This window comes from uncultured Rhodoblastus sp. (genome assembly GCF_903903185.1).
GTDB lineage: Bacteria > Pseudomonadota > Alphaproteobacteria > Rhizobiales > Beijerinckiaceae > Rhodoblastus.
Genome location: NZ_CAIUXT010000231.1, coordinates 1 through 16,073, shown reverse-complemented (window position 1 = coordinate 16,073; position 16,073 = coordinate 1). Strand labels below are relative to the sequence as shown.

16 protein-coding genes and 1 pseudogene are annotated in these 16,073 nt (G+C 59.4%); 6 read left to right on the top strand and 11 right to left on the bottom strand.

Annotated elements, in window-relative coordinates; all coding sequences use genetic code 11:
* Window positions 1-59 precede the first annotated feature (59 nt).
* Entirely contained in the window at window positions 60-1,277 is a 1,218-nt protein-coding gene (repA, locus tag QZY01_RS21430) for a plasmid partitioning protein RepA (protein ID WP_294541282.1), read from the bottom strand.
* Between the two features lie 253 nt (window positions 1,278-1,530).
* On the opposite strand from repA, the pseudogene QZY01_RS21425 reads away from it, so the two are divergent.
* A pseudogene (locus QZY01_RS21425) lies at window positions 1,531-1,713 on the top strand (hypothetical protein); the annotation flags it as partial.
* A 41-nt stretch (window positions 1,714-1,754) separates the two neighbouring features.
* On the opposite strand, the gene QZY01_RS21420 reads toward QZY01_RS21425, so the two are convergent.
* The gene (locus QZY01_RS21420; protein ID WP_294541284.1) at window positions 1,755-2,234 is read right to left on the bottom strand and encodes a hypothetical protein; all 480 of its coding nucleotides are present in this window, start codon (window positions 2,232-2,234) and stop codon (window positions 1,755-1,757) included.
* A 319-nt stretch (window positions 2,235-2,553) separates the two neighbouring features.
* On the opposite strand from QZY01_RS21420, the gene QZY01_RS21415 reads away from it, so the two are divergent.
* On the top strand, window positions 2,554-3,417 hold the full coding sequence (locus QZY01_RS21415; protein ID WP_294541280.1) for a hypothetical protein: 864 nt from the start codon (window positions 2,554-2,556) through the stop codon (window positions 3,415-3,417).
* 43 nt (window positions 3,418-3,460) lie between these two features.
* On the opposite strand, the gene QZY01_RS21410 is transcribed toward QZY01_RS21415, so the two are convergent.
* Window positions 3,461-4,033 (bottom strand): hypothetical protein, encoded by a 573-nt coding sequence (locus QZY01_RS21410; RefSeq protein ID WP_294541278.1) that lies wholly within the window; start codon window positions 4,031-4,033, stop codon window positions 3,461-3,463.
* Between QZY01_RS21410 and QZY01_RS21405 the strand changes: the two genes are divergently transcribed.
* The gene (locus QZY01_RS21405; protein ID WP_294541276.1) at window positions 3,989-4,693 is read left to right on the top strand and encodes a hypothetical protein; all 705 of its coding nucleotides are present in this window, start codon (window positions 3,989-3,991) and stop codon (window positions 4,691-4,693) included. The genes QZY01_RS21410 and QZY01_RS21405 overlap by 45 nt on opposite strands.
* On the top strand, window positions 4,693-5,205 hold the full coding sequence (locus QZY01_RS21400; RefSeq protein WP_294541274.1) for a hypothetical protein: 513 nt from the start codon (window positions 4,693-4,695) through the stop codon (window positions 5,203-5,205). Before QZY01_RS21405 ends, QZY01_RS21400 begins: the two co-directional genes overlap by 1 nt.
* 85 nt (window positions 5,206-5,290) lie before the next feature.
* Here QZY01_RS21400 and QZY01_RS21395 read toward each other — a convergent pair whose 3' ends face one another.
* From QZY01_RS21395 to QZY01_RS21360, 8 genes are all read right to left on the bottom strand, one after another.
* Window positions 5,291-5,599 carry a hypothetical protein gene (locus QZY01_RS21395; protein WP_294541272.1) on the bottom strand — a complete coding sequence of 103 codons (309 nt, stop codon included), beginning with the start codon at window positions 5,597-5,599 and terminating at the stop codon, window positions 5,291-5,293.
* A gap of 52 nt (window positions 5,600-5,651) precedes the next feature.
* Window positions 5,652-6,149 carry a hypothetical protein gene (locus QZY01_RS21390; protein WP_294541271.1) on the bottom strand — a complete coding sequence of 166 codons (498 nt, stop codon included), beginning with the start codon at window positions 6,147-6,149 and terminating at the stop codon, window positions 5,652-5,654.
* Between the two features lie 2 nt (window positions 6,150-6,151).
* Window positions 6,152-8,500: a DotA/TraY family protein gene (locus tag QZY01_RS21385; protein ID WP_294541270.1), complete on the bottom strand. Its 2,349-nt coding sequence runs from the start codon at window positions 8,498-8,500 to the stop codon at window positions 6,152-6,154.
* A 61-nt stretch (window positions 8,501-8,561) separates the two neighbouring features.
* The gene (locus tag QZY01_RS21380; RefSeq protein WP_294541268.1) at window positions 8,562-10,622 is read right to left on the bottom strand and encodes a hypothetical protein; all 2,061 of its coding nucleotides are present in this window, start codon (window positions 10,620-10,622) and stop codon (window positions 8,562-8,564) included.
* 13 nt (window positions 10,623-10,635) lie between these two features.
* Entirely contained in the window at window positions 10,636-11,832 is a 1,197-nt protein-coding gene (locus QZY01_RS21375) for a hypothetical protein (RefSeq protein WP_294541266.1), read from the bottom strand.
* A gap of 40 nt (window positions 11,833-11,872) precedes the next feature.
* A complete protein-coding gene (locus tag QZY01_RS21370; protein ID WP_294541265.1) occupies window positions 11,873-12,097 on the bottom strand; it encodes a hypothetical protein in 225 nt (74 codons plus the stop codon).
* 12 nt (window positions 12,098-12,109) lie between these two features.
* Window positions 12,110-12,649 carry a hypothetical protein gene (locus QZY01_RS21365; protein ID WP_294541263.1) on the bottom strand — a complete coding sequence of 180 codons (540 nt, stop codon included), beginning with the start codon at window positions 12,647-12,649 and terminating at the stop codon, window positions 12,110-12,112.
* Window positions 12,646-13,071: a hypothetical protein gene (locus QZY01_RS21360; protein ID WP_294541261.1), complete on the bottom strand. Its 426-nt coding sequence runs from the start codon at window positions 13,069-13,071 to the stop codon at window positions 12,646-12,648. The genes QZY01_RS21365 and QZY01_RS21360 overlap by 4 nt, the downstream gene beginning before the upstream one ends.
* A gap of 686 nt (window positions 13,072-13,757) precedes the next feature.
* Here QZY01_RS21360 and QZY01_RS21355 point away from each other — a divergent pair.
* Complete coding sequence (locus QZY01_RS21355) at window positions 13,758-14,207, top strand: helix-turn-helix transcriptional regulator (protein ID WP_294541259.1); 450 nt, start codon at window positions 13,758-13,760, stop codon at window positions 14,205-14,207.
* Window positions 14,208-14,512: 305 nt separating this feature from the next.
* Window positions 14,513-15,448 (top strand): class I SAM-dependent methyltransferase, encoded by a 936-nt coding sequence (locus QZY01_RS21350; RefSeq protein WP_294541257.1) that lies wholly within the window; start codon window positions 14,513-14,515, stop codon window positions 15,446-15,448.
* Window positions 15,449-16,073: the final 625 nt, after the last annotated feature.

The following is a 16,073-nucleotide window of genomic DNA, read 5'->3' as shown; positions in this document are numbered from 1 at the left end:
GGAGTTGACCGCGGTCAACTCCGGGCCGTCGAGTCCTGCGAGGAGATTCTTGCGCGCCATCAGCTCCGCCCCCAAGAATTGGTGATAAGGGCTTCGATTTCGCCATTAACGGCGTTCAGTGCTTCCATCGCGCGATCATAAGTCGCGCGTGTAAATTGCTCCCGCGAGACCTCGTAAAGCGTCTGCTTGGTGATTCCGGCGTCAGAAATTGCGGTGCTTTTGAGCATTGGCGTCGTTAGGACCCGATCACCAAACATAGAGCGCATAAACGCTACCATCTGCGTCTGCGGTCCGTCCCCCGCCTCGAAACGAGTAACGAGATACCGCATCCAGTCATATTCCATGTTGCCGCCCGCCCTTGCCACAACTTCGAGCAAGTCAGATGTCATAAGCAAGAACTGACACATAGACATAAGGTCAAGCATCTGTGGATGGACCGTGATCAGGACGGCTGTCGCAGCGCATAAGGCGGACAACGTCAGAAACCCGAGCTGAGGAGGGCAGTCGATTATGACAACATCGTAATCGTCCTTTACCGAAGCAATCGCCTGCGCGACGCGTGCGAAAAACAGCTCATCCCCGGGCCTCTTTTCAGCTAGGGCCCTTGGACTTTCATGTTCAAACTCCATGAGTTCAATATTGCCCGGCACGATGTCCAAGCCTGGAAAATATGTTTTTCGGATAATATCCTTCAGATCGCGCCTTTCACCGTCATAACGAATTGCTCCGTAAAGCGTTTCACCTTCCCCTATGTCGAACTCCGGCTGATAGCCGTGCAGCGCCGACAAACTCGCTTGTGGATCAAGATCGATGGCCAGAACACGATATCCGTGCAATGCAAGATATTGCGCCAAATGCGCGGCGGTAGTCGTTTTACCCGACCCGCCTTTGAAATTAACCACAGAAATAACCTGGAGGTGCTCGTCCGCATTCCTGTGCGGCACATAACGACGCGCCTGTTTCCCGCTCTCTTCCAAAAATCCACGAAGTTCTTGGATGTTTTCAAATGTATAAGAACGCCGACCTGCCGGCCCAATTTCCGGAGCAGGGCCCTTGCCATCTAGCGATAATTGGCGAAGATAGCCGTCGTTGATACCAATCAGCTTTGCAGCCTCTCCCGACGAAAACCGTCTGAGCGTTTTTCTGGCCTCAGGCGGAAAAAGCTTCAAGCGATGGGCTTGCAGCTTCGCCGACAGTTCATGCGCGTCCTTGGCGATCAGGTCATGTATTGCCGTCGGCGGCCGAGGCGGGAGTTGAGTCTGGAGCGCTGATGCCACGTCGTCCTCACGTATATACGGTACACAGGCCAATCCACGGCCGAAAAGCGTGGCTAGTAAGCCCGATTCTCTTTGTCCGCGCAAGGAGTTTTGGGTTAAGAAAAGGTTAACGTGAGAATCTGCCTGTCAGGTCTTTGGCGCAAGGCAGAGCAAGTTGACCGCGGTCAACTCGGCGACCTTTGATAGCCTCTTATCCAACCACGGCAATCGCTTCAGGTTAACGGGAGGGGCGCGGGCTGAGGACATATGATCCATGGGAGACTTCGATGATTCGGAACCTTCCACGCCGCCACCACCGCGATCCGCCTACTTGCTCGACCATTTTTCGGTGTTTTCCGGCCCTCGCCTGCGATGGTGGGTTCTGGATCCCTTGCGCGAAATATTGTTGCCGGTGCTTTGCGCCACGCTTTCCGGCACCGCGGATTTCGTCGAAATCCGGCTATCGGGTGCCGAGCGGCCGAAGCGCAGGTCACCAGATCAGACGGATCGTGCCGAAGCTTGGGTGTCGCGGTGTCTTCGCCTTGCCGCCAAACACGTTCTTGAAAACCAGGGGAGTTGCGACCTTCCCTGGTAGAGCTTGGTGACGCCCATGGCGTAAGCGGCGCTTTTGGCCTGCTGTCCCCAGGACTGCGCGTTCATCGTGTTCAGGGCAGAGCCGCCGTTGTCGGCGCCGCCGCCGCCCGCGCCTGCGGAAAGGCCGTTGCCGACATTAGGATCGGTATATGTGCTTGGATCGAACGACGCGCCAAGGGTTGCGATTCCGCCGGCTGGGAAGCTGAATGCAGGAACGCCCGGCTCTTGATAAGTCGGCTTGATCTGGGTTGGTAGTCCAGAAGAAGCGACCGTATTGGGGTCTGCGTGTGCCGCATTCAACGAAAGGATTGTCGCCGAAGCGATTACGGCAAAACGACTTGCGATCGGTCGTTTATCCGCGAGAAAATGATATTGTTTGCCCATAACGCCTCCTTTTGTGGTCTGGCGTCTTGAGCTTTCACTCCATTGGCGCGAACTCGAAGATCATGATTGTGCTTGCAGATCACCGGGAGCGGGGTAGGGGAGGGGAGGGACAAAATATGTTGACTACGACTAACGACCAATATACGCATTCGGGAATGTGGCGCGAACCGCGCGTGGCGGGCTTCCTCCGTATATGAAAATAATGTAACTGTTCAGCTTGGTAGCGGCAGCTTAGATTCTGTTTGCACGGGCATTATTCGATTCAGCTAGGCGTTTTTAGCCTCGGAGAACGTGACTCCGTCTTTGTGGTGCGTCCAAAATGTCGGCAAACAGAGGGAGAATTCAAACCGGCGTCCCACAATGGCTCGGCGCTCAGACCATCGCCCAAGGCGGCCATTCTGGGCCTGAAACATCCCTCACGCGTCCATCGGGCGAGACGTTTCCTCAAATACGCGACAGGCGCAGGCTTTCGGAATTGGTGGCGCTACACCTCACAAAAACGGAAGACCATGCTGTTTGGTCGGCGAGCGTAAGATGTTTGTCCGTTCACCACAAGCTGACGCAAGCGCTCGAAGCCAACTTGGAAATACAAAGCGGTGTGTCGATAGAGTTATTGGGCGCCGAGCGCTGTCGTGCTATTTCGGATTTGGCGAAAACTCGATCCCAAGGGATAGACGGGCTTTTGCTTAAGAACAACATTTTGGTTCTTGTTACTGGAAGTTACGAAGAAACTTCACTATTGATGAAATCGTGCCTTTTAGATTGCGACCGTGTGATCGGAAGCGAGGATCGGTTCAATCTGATTGACCTGGAGCCCGACCTTGCAGCGGCCGTCGCTCGCTTTTTTCAGTCGGTAAATCAGTTGGACGATGAGTCGGATCGTTACGACGACGTCATCGAATGTGGGATGGAAGCGGAACTCTCCAACCTTTTCTCGACAATGAAAAATCTGGCTGCCCAGTTTGAATCGGCAATCGAAGCTGTCGCAAATCATCCGGCGATGTCAGTCGTCGGGCTGAAGGCGAAGCTAACGGTGTTCGAAATGTGCGACGAATGCCGCGGCGATGGTCGCGCACTTTTATCGCTTCAGAACTCGATGTTCCGTGATTTCGACAGGCTTCTTCAGCAGCACGTGAAAAAGCCCGCTCCGCCGACCCCGCAAAGAGCTCATTCCCTCGTTTGAATGCGCGCGGACTTCGCGCCACTCGATTTTAGCGTGTTTCCAGTCACTCGATTGGAGGCACATGAGAATGCGGTTTTCTATTGGTATTGCGGCCCTCGCGAGCAGTCTCGCGCTCTCGACTTCGGTGCGAGCGCTCGACGCCGGACACTGCGCGGTCGATCTTTCCAAGCCTTTCGCCGTCGCGGCGGCCGACGCGCCGGCTCCCGACAAGAAGCCTTCGGCGCCGGCTTTTGCCGAGCCGAAAATTCCGGATGTGGTCGCGCCCGCGCCATTGCATGAGCCGAAAGCTGTCGTCGCGGAACCGAAAGCTAAATCGCCAACGCCGCCGGCTCAAGCGTTGGCGGCCGTTGCCGTCCAGGCCGAAGCGTTGCCGGTTTTGAAGGACGTCGATAGCTTGCCGGCGCTTAAGCACGTCGCCGGCACTGGCGCCACGCTTCTCGATCTCGGCGAAAAACATGGTCTTCACTCCGTGGCGGCGCGAGTCGGCGACCAGTTCATGATTTTGCAGGTCGCGCCCGACGGGCAGGCCGTCGTTGGAGGCCCGGTCCTCGAACTCTCCGAGGCGCGGCTGATGGCGATCGGCGGCGAGCAGGTGACCAGCATCGGCGAGAATCACGGTTTGAAAGGCTTGTTTCTCCGGAACGGAGCGGAGTTTCAGGTCCTTTACGCCACGCCCGATCGCCAGGCGATGATTGCCGGCGTGATGTGGGACTCGACCGGCAAGAACATCACCCGCGATCAGGTTTCGCAAATCGAAGGGACGGTCCCGACGGTGGTCGTCAGCGACGGGGATAAGGAGCTCGCCGCGAAGGCGGCCGAGTCCGGCCTGGCGGTCGTGAAGCAGGCTGCGTTCGGCGCCTATGGCAGGGAGGGAGCGCCTGAACTCTGGATGATCGTCGATCCGGCCTGCACTTATTCCATCCGCGCTTTCGACCAGCTTAAACCGTTCGTCCAAGCCGGTCGGCTTCAACTCCGGATCGTCCCGATTTCCATCCTCGATCACGAGGACAATGGGATGAGCACCAAGGTGGCGCTGGCGCTGCTGAGCAATCCGATGGAGCGCATGGCGAGTCTGTGGATGCAGCGCAATTTCGGCGGCCAGCCGTCAGCGGAAGCCGCCGCGAAACTGCAGAAGAACGGGCAGATCGCCGAGGCGATCAAGCTGACCGGCACGCCGACCTTCTTATTCCGCAAGCCCGATGGCTCTGAAGGCCGGTTGGACGGAATGCCGACCGACATCAAGGCGCTGTTGGCGGAAGTCTCCGGGAGAAGCTGATGGGCGTGTTCAGCGGCATCGGCCGGGGAGTTCGCAAAGCAGCCGCGTTCCCTTTTATTCTCGTGCCCTGGCGAGAAATCAAAGAGAGCCGGCGGGCGATCGAGGACCGGGCGCGAGAACTTTGGTCGCAGGCCCAACAAGCGAAAGCGGCTGAACAGCAGGTGATTCGCGACGGACATCGACTGGTCGATCTCCGCGCTTTCGCCGAAACCCAAGGCCTTTCGGATGGGCAGGCGAGGGCGCTATTGGGGAAGCGACGACGGGAGACTGCGACGGCGGCTTATGCGTGCTTCGTCTTCGGCTGGGCCTCGTTCTTGTTCTTGCTCTACCGGGTGGCGAAAGTGTCGTGGGCTTCAAGCGCGTTTGTGGTGGCGATTGAGTTCATCCCGTTTTGTGTGCTGTTTTTCCTGACGGCGTTCAAATTTGCACTCGATAATTTCCGGCTCCGCATGTTGCGCCATGCGACGGCCGCGGAATTCTTGAGCACGAACGAACCGTTCTGGCCGCGCTGACCGGACGAGCGGGAACGAAAAGCAAAAGGGCGGCGCCTTGGTTGACGCCGCCCTCTTGCGTGGGAGGGAAAGGGGGGGGGATTGGTCAGAATGTGCCGGGTGGACGAAGATTGTCGCCGCCGGTCGCCCCGGTGGCCCAGGGGGCGTGTTCGTAGTCGGGGCGATTGCCTTGAGAGGCGGGCTCGACGGGTTTTACGATAGTTCCGTTGCGATCGTAGACCGGAGGCGCCCAGGTCGCGTTTGCCGAGCCATAGGCGGCGAAGGGATTGTAAAAGAATTGCTGGATCGGCGGCGCGACCGGCGCGTGATAGCTGTCGGGTTTTCGGAGATTGGGGCTGGCGCAACCGGTAAGCGGCAGCGCGGCGATCGGCAAAATCAGAAGCAGGGATTTCATGGGATTGGCTCCTTGGACAGAAGCCTATCCTCATGAATGTTGGCGCGAAGACCTAGCGCAGGGCCTCCCAGACCTTGCGCAGCCAGGCCATTTTTTTCGGCTGGTCGGCGAGGCCTTCGTAGACCCCTCCGTCAAGATGAATGCCGGCGACTTGGAGGGCAAATTCACGAAGCTCGGCGAATTCGGGACGCGAAGCTTTTCCTTCTCTTTGGGCCTGAAGGAGATGCACCGCCATATCCAGGAATTTGAGCAAGCCGTTGCGTTCGGCCGTAACGCGGTTGAGCGCGGCGACCTGGGATTTAAGTGCGACGTTTTCTTGCTCGAGCACTTTAGCGCGGGCGATCCATTCGCTGCCGATCTGGTAATTGCGTTCGGCAGTTGCCAGTGCGTTCCGGAGCTGCGCGTGAAGTGCGTTCAGATGGCTCTGGTCGACCGTGACCGGACGGCGGCCGTCGAGCGTTTGCCACACGCCATCGATAGCCTTTTGCGTGTCTGCCGCCGATTCTCCGGCCATATAACCAGTCAGAAATGAGTCGGAGATCGCGAACATTTTCAAGGATCCGTTGGTTTTTGCGAGCCGCGCATACCAGTCGTTGCTTGCAAGGTACTATCGAGATTGCCGGTTGTCGATTGGGAACTGGGCAGCGCGGTCGGTGAGTTTCCATAGCCGGGTAAATTAGCTCTGCCGGAGGGTTTGTTCCCGCCATAGGAAAGGACGGATTGGGTTCGGTTCGTGATGGCGCTGACCGAATTCGCCGTGCCTTGATAAGCGGCAAGTTGAGCGAATTCGTTCAGGTCGACGCGGTTGCCGGCGCTAAAGCCGATCAGTCGCGGCAAGTGGTGCGGTATCAGGGAAACCATGCGAAAGGACATGATCGCCGCGGTTACGTTGGTCAGAACGAAGATCGACATTAGGGTCAAGAAGCCGAGGACGTTCGTCACCAGCCAGCCGTTGGCAAGTACAAAGCCGGCGGCGATGCCAAAGCTCATGCTGATAAGCCAGGCCATGGATGCGAACACGAAATAACCGAGGAAGAGTCCAAGCAGCATCAAGGTCGGCCGGAACAAAACATTGAAAATGAGTTCGTAGCCGGTACCGCCGCGTCCATGCAGTCCCTCGCCCTCAAAGCTCATATGGGCGAGCATCCAAAGCGGCACGGCGACGAAGGCTTCGCAGACGAGAATGAGATAGCCCGCGACGCCCGCCATCCAGATGACCCAAGGGATCATCGGCAAGACATAGGCGATCATCTGGCCCTGCGCGAGAAAAACGCCCGCGCCGACGAAAATAGGGGTCGAAAGAAAGTTGACGACGCTGGCGATGCCGGCGGCTGCAAGGCCGCCAAAAATGCCGCCGGTAGCGACGCCGCTGCCAACGGCGGAAACCGTCCCGACGGTAGTGGTCAACGCAGCGGCGGCTCCCATGATCCCCAGGCCCGCCAATATCATATTGTTGCCGAGAGCGATCAGTCCGCCAAACGGATCGCTCCATTGATTGTTCGTGGGAGACAACAAATTGACGAGGTTGTTGAGCAAAGCCGGAGTAATTTGGAGCGCCCGCATCACCTGCTCGATGGTGCTGTTCGGATCGCCGCCTGTATATTGGCCTGTTTGTTGTCCGCCGTAGGCGCTCGGCGTCGACAGACCATCCTGCGTGTTCACGTAGATTTTGAGCTTGCCGATCAGCGAGGTCGTGGAAGAGAAAAGGGGTCCGATATCCGTCGTAAGCGCGGACGAAAGACCATGAAAGCTCGGCGTGTTGATCACCGGCGTCGCGCTGGCGAGCGACAGCGTGAGACCGTTCAGGCGGGCGAATTCGAGATAATAGGCGCCGGCGGATGTCCAGCCCAAAGCAGAGAGCTGAGTTTCATTCTGGATCAGTCCTAGATTACCGGATCGCGCATCCTGAGTCTGTTGATTGCCTCGCAATTGCTGCGTCAGCGACTGAGCAGCCTGGGTCAATTGGTTGGCATAATTTTGTTCGGTGGACGTATAGAGCGATTGAAGACCGGATAGCGCGGACTGGTTCTTGGTTTGCCAGTAATTTGTGGCGATGCTCTGAATTTGTGGACGGATTTGGCTCAAGGTGCTTTCGAGGATCTGCTGCTGCTGTTGCGCCATTTGGCTGGCGATATTGGTGTAACCGCCGCTGCCCGTGACGGGCTCGTTGATGGTGACGGAGCCGCAGGCGGGCGAATCGGTCGCGTTTCCCGCGCTCAAAGCATAGGTATAGGTGACGACGCCGCTGGTGGGCGAACCGACGGTGGTGGCTGTCGGAGCGGGCACGATCGTCGAACCAGCCGCCGCATTGATATAGGCCGCGCAAAACTCGTCTTCCATCAAGTTCAGGATCGTCGAGCCAGCGCCCGGGATGATTGGATTGGCGACGATCATGGCGTCGGGGCCGATCGCCTGGACAACGTTCGTATAGACCGACCGGGCCATTCCGATGCCCCAACCCGCTGCCTGAATGACAAAGGCTTGACCGACAGAAAACCCCGACGACATCGGCAGCATCATGAGCGCGGCGAAGCCGATTCGCACGACCGCGAGGCTGGTCATCGAATTGGTCAGCAGTGTGGACGTTTCGGAAACGCGATGGATGTTGATGATCGTCAGATAGCAGAGGAAGGCCATGGCGATAGCCATGACGAAGCCGGTGAACTGCCCGATGATCTGGCCGATGACGTTCGCGGCCGCGCCAGTGGCGGTTGGAGGATTGCCGTTGACGGGAAAAACGCTTTGGATGGTTTTCCATGCCCAATCGTCGCCGGGATCGAGGGCAGACCAGCTGACATTGAAGCTGGGGCTGGCGGCGGGGGCCTGAGCCTCGGCGGCGCCGGCGAAGGCGCAAATGAAGAGAAGGGCGAACGGGAGAAAACGGATTGGGCAGCGCATCATAACAGCCTCGCGGATTTTGGTCCGTCGAGGCTGTTATGGGTTGGCGCGAAGTCGAAAAACTTTATGGCGAAATGCTCGGGCTGGCGGACGGGCCCTGGCGGGAGAAGGCGCTTCGGACGGCGTCGATCGCCTGGGTCAACGCCTTGCGTCCTTTTTCGAGCCCTTCGTCGAGGGCGCTTTTTCCGGCCTCTTTGCCGGGAACCTCGGCGCTGGCTTTGACGATCTGCTGATCGAGAGCTTCGAGTCTGGCGAGGAAGCCGGAATTTCCTTTTTGGAGGATTGGCGCGGCTTTTTCGCGCTGATCGGCATAGGCGTCGAGTGCGGAACTGGCGTTTTCGTAGGCGGCGGAGAAGTTTTCGTCGCGCGACAGGGCGGCGTTGAATTCTTTGCGGAGATCTTCGTAAGCCCCGCCCGGCTTCATCTCGGAGAGCACTTCCTTCATGCCGCCGGGAGTGGCCTCGGCCGCCTCGCGGATGCGGGTGAGGATGGCGGAGGAATCGGCTCTTTCGAGGGCCTCGAAGGAGCTCACGGCTGTCGCGGCGGCGCGTTCCGTTGCCTGGAGCTGGGCGGCGTCGCGGCGCGGCTGCATTCTGGAGCGGTCGAATTTTTCTAGAAGCGCGCGGGCGCTGCTCGGCTGCGCCGGCGAATTGTCGGACGCAAGCGGGCCGGCTTCCTGCGGGGCGATCGACTCGGTTCGTTCGGGGCGGAAGCCGGTAAGCAGGTTTCGCAGCGCAAGGCTGCCTCCGACCGGATTTGAGGGTCCGTAGGCGGCTGCATTTGTTTTGAAGGCCGGTTCCGTGGGAGCGACGGAATCTGTCTTCGTCGAGGAAGCGTTTTGCGGCGGCTGGGGAGGGGAGCGCGCGGGCTCTCTTGCCGCCGGTTCGGCTTCTTGCGGAGTGCGGCGATTCTCCAAGGGATTGCGGCGGAATGCGCTCGCCAGAGACGAGGCGACGGCGCCGGCGAGTGTGATCGGAAGGGTGACGGGTTGTTGGGTGTGATCGTAGTTCGGTTGCTGGTCGTTTTGGCGTCCTTGAAGCGGGCGCGATTGGGTGGAGGTTGCAGGATTGTCAATTTTGGTGGCGGCCGGGTTTGAATTCTGCGCTGTGGAAGGCGTCTGATTTTTGTCGGCGGTGACGAGACGCCTTTCCGTTGCGTTTTCAGCAACAGGCGCGGGCGTCGAGTCCGCCCGGGCGTCTTCGTTGGTAGGTTTCTCGCTTTTTTCGGTTTCGGGAGCGTCGGCGGTCTTATCGTTGGTGGCCTTCTGTTCGGGATCCTCGGGCTCGGGTTCGGTCGCGGGTTCTTTCGAACCGGGCGCGGCGTCTTTGTCGGGGGCTTTTCCGGCAGGCTCCGGGTCGCGATCGAAGGCGGCGATCAGATCCTTGAGATCGGGTGCCGGCTTGGAGACCGAAATTTCCGGTGAGGTGGGGAGATTGTCGTCGTCGTTCATGCTGGGAGGCGCCATTTGACCAATGACCTTTTCATAAATGTCAGGGTAGCGATCCTTCGCGTCTTGTCGCGCGGCGGCGAGTTCGGAAGGGTCAAACCGTTCGGGGAAGGAGAGGGCGACAATCGACGATTGATTGTCGCCGTCATACCGACCGTCGGGCTGGCGCCAGGCCGAATCGATCTTCTCGTTTAATTCTTGAGAAACGTGAAGATGCGTTTCGATCGGCGTCTCGAATAATGAGATGCCTTCGCCATGGTAGTTGTTGATTTTATTGTAACCCAACTCTTGATCTGGCTGCGCGAACATTTTGGATGTGAATTCCCGATAGGCGTCCGGGTAGGTGGTTTTCGCCGATACATGCGCGGTTTTGACGTCGGTGTCCTCGAAACGATCGGGGAAACTGATCGCGACGACCGGCCATTTATTGACGCCTTCATACCAGCCGTTGGGTTCACGCCACGCGGGGTCGATTTTCTGGTTCAGATCGGGCGAGACATGGAGGCCGAAGATCTGCTCGGGGCCTTCATGATAGGTGACGCCCTCGCCGACGGATTCCTGAGTCGTCGAGTTGCGCCAGGGCTCGTTCTTGATCGCGTTCGAAGGAGCGCGTTCTTCGATTGGCTCCGCGAGAGAGTCCTCCTCGGCTGGATTCCGGGAGAAATGGGCCTCAGCCATGACATCACTCCGCTTAGTTCGAGAGATTGGGCGAGGACATCTGGAGGGGTTGCTGGTAGTCGCGCTCGACGGTATGAGCCAGATGCGCAGCGGCGGTCGTCGCGTGCATGAGCTCCAGCCGGAAGAGCTGAACGAGCAGATAGTTGGTTTCCGAAAGTTCAGTGGCGATCTCGCGCCCGATAGAGGCCGGGGGCATTGAGGCGAGTTGCGCGTGATAGTTGGTGCTCGACAGCCGGCGGTTGGTGTCCAGCATCAGCGCTTGAAGCCAGGATGCGGTCGGCGTCGCGGGCAATCCCTCATTCGTCATTTCCGTCTGTTGGTCGGCCGTGAGCGAGACCGATGGCGATTGAACGCCGATCGCGTAGCTTGCCACCTGGCGGGCGAGCGACATCCGCGCATTATAGGCGCGGCGTTTGGCTACGGCTTCCGCGCCAATTGCCGACGTCAACTGATCGCCGCGGATTGTCGCGGGGACAACGGGCTGGATCAAGCTGATCGCATAGTCGTTGGCGGCGGTGACGCCATCCTGGCCGTTGAGTGTGCCGGAAACGAAGAGGGTCGAGGCTTCTTGATCGGCGTTCGGGGTCTGGGACAGAGAGCAAAGCCCGGCGCCAGCCTCGACGTCTCCGCAATATCGCTTGTAATGCAATTCGTTGTTGGCCTGCGCTGCTTGGGCGGAGCCATAGTAGGCAGGTTGGTTTTTGCCGCCTTCGCCGCGTTTGTCGGTGACGGCGGTGATGGATGTGGCGACCTGCCAACTTTTGGACGCGCCGGTGATCACGGACTGGCCGCCGTCGAGGGCGGAGCAACTCAGCGATCCGATCACGTGCTCGTCGCGGATTTGCGCATTGCGGAAATCCCGCTGAACGCGGGTCATCGCCAGATTTTGGCCATCGAGCAGTTGGGTGTGGGCGTCGACCTGGGCCTTTTGGTAATTGGCGATTTGGGTGAAGCCTTGCTGCAAAAGCGCGGTCACGCTGCCAAACTGATTGGAGCCGAGAAGCTGGCCCAGGGGACCGGTGGCCCCGAGCTGACCGCTGATGGAGTTCAGCGTGTTATTCATCTGATTTTGGATGAATTTCATGGCCTGACTGACGGCCAGGCCCGGCCAATCGACGACCGCCATTTGGGCGGAGGCGGAAGTGGGGGCGAGCATAACGCCGACAACGACGGCGCTCGCGATCGAGGAGAGGAGACGATATTTTCTCATCGCAAAAATCCTTCGGCAGCCCCGGAAGGGAGCGCTTGGTTTAGTTGATGGTGAGGAGGGGATTGATGGCGGCGTTGGCGCTGAGTTCACCCGGCATGAGACCGAATCTGTCGATCCGCTCCTGGATGAATTGCATCGCCATATCGATCGCGATCGCCGGCCAGTCGCCAACCGGCGAATGAGCCGATCCGATGACGGAGGGCAGGAAGGCGGCGATCAACATTATTGCGATGGCCGCGGCTGAGATAAGGGCAAGTGTTTTCATTGGAGGCGTCCGTTAGAACAAGCCGAGAAGGGACGTGATCGGGTAGCCCGTCGGGGCGACGGCGTTGCCGCTGAAATAAAGGCCTCCATTGTTGCCGGCGCCGATGCCGATCCGCGCGATCGGCGGGCCGCCGCCGCCAAACGAGAGTTTTGGGCAGGAAATTCCGCTGCCGAGAGAACTGCCGCCCAGGAAGCCGAGGTTTAGGCCGGTGAGCGTGATCCCGCATTGTTTCGAACCGAGGGCGCTTTGCCAGACCTGGTTGAGCTTGTTGCAAATCTGCGTCTCGATGGATTGGAGCAGAGTTTGCGGGTTGAGGAGGTTCATGACGACGTTGAGACCGCTGCCGTTGAAAAACTTGTCCAGGCACGTCAGATTTTTGATCGAATTCGGCTGGGCGATGTTCTGGTCGTCGGCCGCGACGCGGGCTTGAGCCGCGTTGCTTGCCGCCTGGGTGATGGCCGCGCAGCCGGCGCTGCCGGTTGTCGTCTGCGCGTAGGCGGGCGCCGAAAGGGCGACGGCGGCGGCCAGAAAGAATTTTCGCGTGGATTTCATCGGAATGGTCCTTGTTTGATGGGGGCGGTGGAGACAGCCTCGCAGGCGTGCTGGAGCGCTTCGATGCGAGCGCGATCGAGGATGCGAGAAAGAAGGGATTTGCGGGCGAGAGCCGCGATGGCGGGATCGGGGAGCGCCGCCGCTGAAGGCGCGCGGCCGCCGGCGGTCATCCGGCGCAAGAGGGCGGTCAGGGATGCATTCGGAAGCCGTCGAGCGATGTTGTTGAAACGAGCGCGGCCGGGATCGACCGAAAAGTAGCTCGCAATGGAAGGGACCTGCGACGCTTTGACGGCGGCGATCGTCTCGGCGAAGCGCTCCAGCGCCGCATGGATGTCGGGTTGAATGGGCTCGGGCAGGGAAAGACCTGCCTCCGCGCGCGGAAGGTCAAGCCAAACGGTTGGAGGGTGCACAGCATCCGACATAGAGTTCTCCGGTTAGGTCGCCGAAGAAGGATCGAAGCGGTTGGCGCGAAGTCCTAACGATTGTCAGCGTGTTTGAGCTGGACTGATTGTAACCGTTTTGTCGTGGACGGAGACGGCGAGGCCGAGCGGCTGAACGGCGTCGGCGAGGGCCTGGGTCCACGGTCTTCCTCCCCGCCAGTCGACAGGAGAGTTCGGGTCGGCGGGAGGCGCGAAAACGATTTCGTAGCCGTCCGGCGCCATTTGGCGAATTGCGAAGGCCAGGGGAACCTGGGCGCCAAAACCGGAGGCGAGTGGGGTGGTCGTACTCGAAATCATGGCGGGGGAGGGTCGGGGGTTGGAATGTGTGCGAGATTTTGTGAGTTTCACGGTAGCATGGGCTTTTGAAGGGTCAGGTCTCGGCGCCGGCGAGGGTTCAGTCTGCGACGGCGTTTCGGCCTCGTTCGAAACCATGGAAAACTCGGCGTGAGCGGGGTGGGCAAGACCTAAAAGGACCAGGAATGGGAGGATTCGTTTCATCATGGGGCTCCTGTTTGAGGGACACCATGAAGCGGGCCGGCGCGAACAGCGAAAAAAGCGGAAACGCCGCCAGCCTCGAAATTGTTACGAATTCAGTGTAAGAGGTTATCGGGTCGAGCACTGAAGCGAACACACAAGTTCGAGAGATGCGTGAAATACGGTGGGAGCGCATGGCGAAAAAGGCTGACGAACTTGATGAGTTGAGCCAGGAGCGCTTTCGTCACGTTTTGAGTACGTTGGCGAGCCGGGTGCGGGCTTTGCGGAAGGCGAGCAATATGTCGCTTCGTCAGTTTTCCGCTGTTGTCGGAGTCAGGCCCGCGACACTCGTCGCCATCGAGGCCGGCTCCATGAATGTTTCATTGTTGATTGTGTTTATGATTGCCCAGGCGCTGGGTGTAGATCTTAGTATTCTGCTCGAGGGAACGGCATCTGTTAGCCTTGAGTCATCGGTTGTTGCTGGTCTAGGGGCTTCGGCCGAGGGTATTAATGGGGTAAGAAACCACGTTACGGAAGGTCGCGGCGCCAATACGAACATATTGGACGTATTACAAAATGGTGCTGCTGACGAACAACAAGTTTTAGAGTACGTTGATAAAAATTCAGACGCCAATTCAACATAATAAAAAACGTCTTTCATTTATAAAGAATGGCGCAATAAGCAGCGATGAGCATAATCGACGCAGCACTATCCGCGAAGAAGACGATTGCCGGTTGACGGCATCAGCCTCAGCTCGCCAAGGGCGTCAGGCTTACAAGGGACGGGTCAGCTGTGTCAGGTCCGAGATCCGTCCGGTTGCTATTGTGATAAAAGCGCTGACCTTCAGTTTTCCGCTATGGATAGTTTCTGTCTCAACCACTTACATGGCGGCAACCGTCGCTCCTTCGACGATCAGCGCCTTTGAAACATCAACCACAGGCGGCTCCGATGGCAGAAACCAAACCTGGCGACACCCGCCTCCAGTCAAGCCTATGGGATGCGGCCCGTTTCGCAGCCTGGGCATACGCGCCATTCCAAAGCTTGGCGGCGCCGGAACTATACGGCCTGCTGGCGACACGCGCCTTTACGGCCAATGGCCTGTACCTCAATCTTGGCTACTGGAAGACCGCGCGGACCATTGACGAAGCCTGCCCGGCCTTGGCCACGCTGGTGGCCGAGGCGGCGGCGATGGGGCCGAATGACGATGTCGTGGATGTGGGCCTCGGCTTTGCCGATCAGGACATGCTGTGGATCGAACGTTTCGCGCCTCGCCACATCACCGGGCTTAACGTGACCCCGGTGCAGGTGCGCCTGGCCCGCCAGCGTTTGCAGCGGCGGAGCATGGCGGATCGCATCACGCTCACCGAGGGCTCCGCCACCGCAATGCCGCTGCCGGATGCATGCTGCGACATCGTCACCGCCGTGGAATGCGCCTTCCATTTCCACACCCGCGTCGATTTCCTCGCGGAGGCCTTTCGCGTGCTGCGGCCGGGCGGGCGGCTGGTGCTGGCCGATGTGATTCGTGCGGCGCCCGAACCCGACGCGCTGCGCCGGCGGGTGCAGAACTTCACCTGGTCCCAGTTCGCGCAGAAATTCGCGGTGCCCGCGGCCAATGCCGACCGGCGATCGGCTTATGCCGCGAAGCTGAACGCGGCCGGCTTCGAAACGGTGGATGTGACGCCTATCGGAGAGCATGTCTTCCCCGGCTGGCACCGCGCGCTGGCTCAGGACGCCGCGCTGTTCGCCAGGCTTCCGCCGGCCGGCCGGCTGCCTTATGGGCTGCTGCTCAATTTCGATGCCCGCACCGTGTACAGCGCTTTCGACTACGTGTTGGCGACTGCGCGCAAACCAGGAGGAAAGGGAGCGCGCGACGGCGCTGTATGACTTCGCCGCCATGCTAACCACGGGCGAGGACCGGAGCCTGGGGTCACGACAAGATCAGTGCAATATAGCACTCTAACCTCAAGGCTTCGAAACGGCGCTGCTTCGGACGTTCCAAAGCAAGCGTGAAAGGATGCTTTCGGATCCGGGATGAGACGGTCGCCGATCCGATCAGGAAGGTCCCAAATGCGCCGAGGGCGGCCAGTCGACCTTCACCGTGGCCGTGAGCAGCAAAGCTCACGGCTCTACGACCCTTGTCGGCGGGAAGCTGGAATAGAGCGAAGGGCGGGTCCCGAGCAGAAACCGGTCGATGGCTGAAAGGCAAGGATGCGCCAAGGCACGAAGTCGCTCCGCTCCGGCCGCTGCGCGGGGGCGTGAACCGAAAGGGCGAGTAGCAGGTCGTTAGGATATGGCGCGACGGGCAGTCCCGTCCTGAGAATCGAGGGTCGTTCAACCTCACTCAGGAAGGAGCGCCCTATGAGCGCGACTAACACTGTCAGTCCGCTGCGTCAGCGCATGATCGAAGACATGGCTGCGCGCAAGCTCAACCCGCACACGCAGCGCAGCCACATCCAGAGCTGCAAGCGGTTCGCCGCCTGGCTCAAACGCTCGCCCGACACCGCGACGC

Coding starts and splice junctions, on each gene's coding strand:
- QZY01_RS21420 (WP_294541284.1), bottom strand. CDS start 2,234: ATGGGCAAACAATATCATTTTCTCGCGGATAAACGACCGATCGCAAGT.
- QZY01_RS21415 (WP_294541280.1), top strand. CDS start 2,554: ATGTCGGCAAACAGAGGGAGAATTCAAACCGGCGTCCCACAATGGCTC.
- QZY01_RS21405 (WP_294541276.1), top strand. CDS start 3,989: ATGGCGATCGGCGGCGAGCAGGTGACCAGCATCGGCGAGAATCACGGT.
- QZY01_RS21400 (WP_294541274.1), top strand. CDS start 4,693: ATGGGCGTGTTCAGCGGCATCGGCCGGGGAGTTCGCAAAGCAGCCGCG.
- QZY01_RS21395 (WP_294541272.1), bottom strand. CDS start 5,599: ATGAAATCCCTGCTTCTGATTTTGCCGATCGCCGCGCTGCCGCTTACC.
- QZY01_RS21390 (WP_294541271.1), bottom strand. CDS start 6,149: ATGTTCGCGATCTCCGACTCATTTCTGACTGGTTATATGGCCGGAGAA.
- QZY01_RS21385 (WP_294541270.1), bottom strand. CDS start 8,500: ATGATGCGCTGCCCAATCCGTTTTCTCCCGTTCGCCCTTCTCTTCATT.
- QZY01_RS21380 (WP_294541268.1), bottom strand. CDS start 10,622: ATGGCTGAGGCCCATTTCTCCCGGAATCCAGCCGAGGAGGACTCTCTC.
- QZY01_RS21375 (WP_294541266.1), bottom strand. CDS start 11,832: ATGAGAAAATATCGTCTCCTCTCCTCGATCGCGAGCGCCGTCGTTGTC.
- QZY01_RS21370 (WP_294541265.1), bottom strand. CDS start 12,097: ATGAAAACACTTGCCCTTATCTCAGCCGCGGCCATCGCAATAATGTTG.
- QZY01_RS21365 (WP_294541263.1), bottom strand. CDS start 12,649: ATGAAATCCACGCGAAAATTCTTTCTGGCCGCCGCCGTCGCCCTTTCG.
- QZY01_RS21360 (WP_294541261.1), bottom strand. CDS start 13,071: ATGTCGGATGCTGTGCACCCTCCAACCGTTTGGCTTGACCTTCCGCGC.
- QZY01_RS21355 (WP_294541259.1), top strand. CDS start 13,758: ATGGCGAAAAAGGCTGACGAACTTGATGAGTTGAGCCAGGAGCGCTTT.
- QZY01_RS21350 (WP_294541257.1), top strand. CDS start 14,513: ATGGCAGAAACCAAACCTGGCGACACCCGCCTCCAGTCAAGCCTATGG.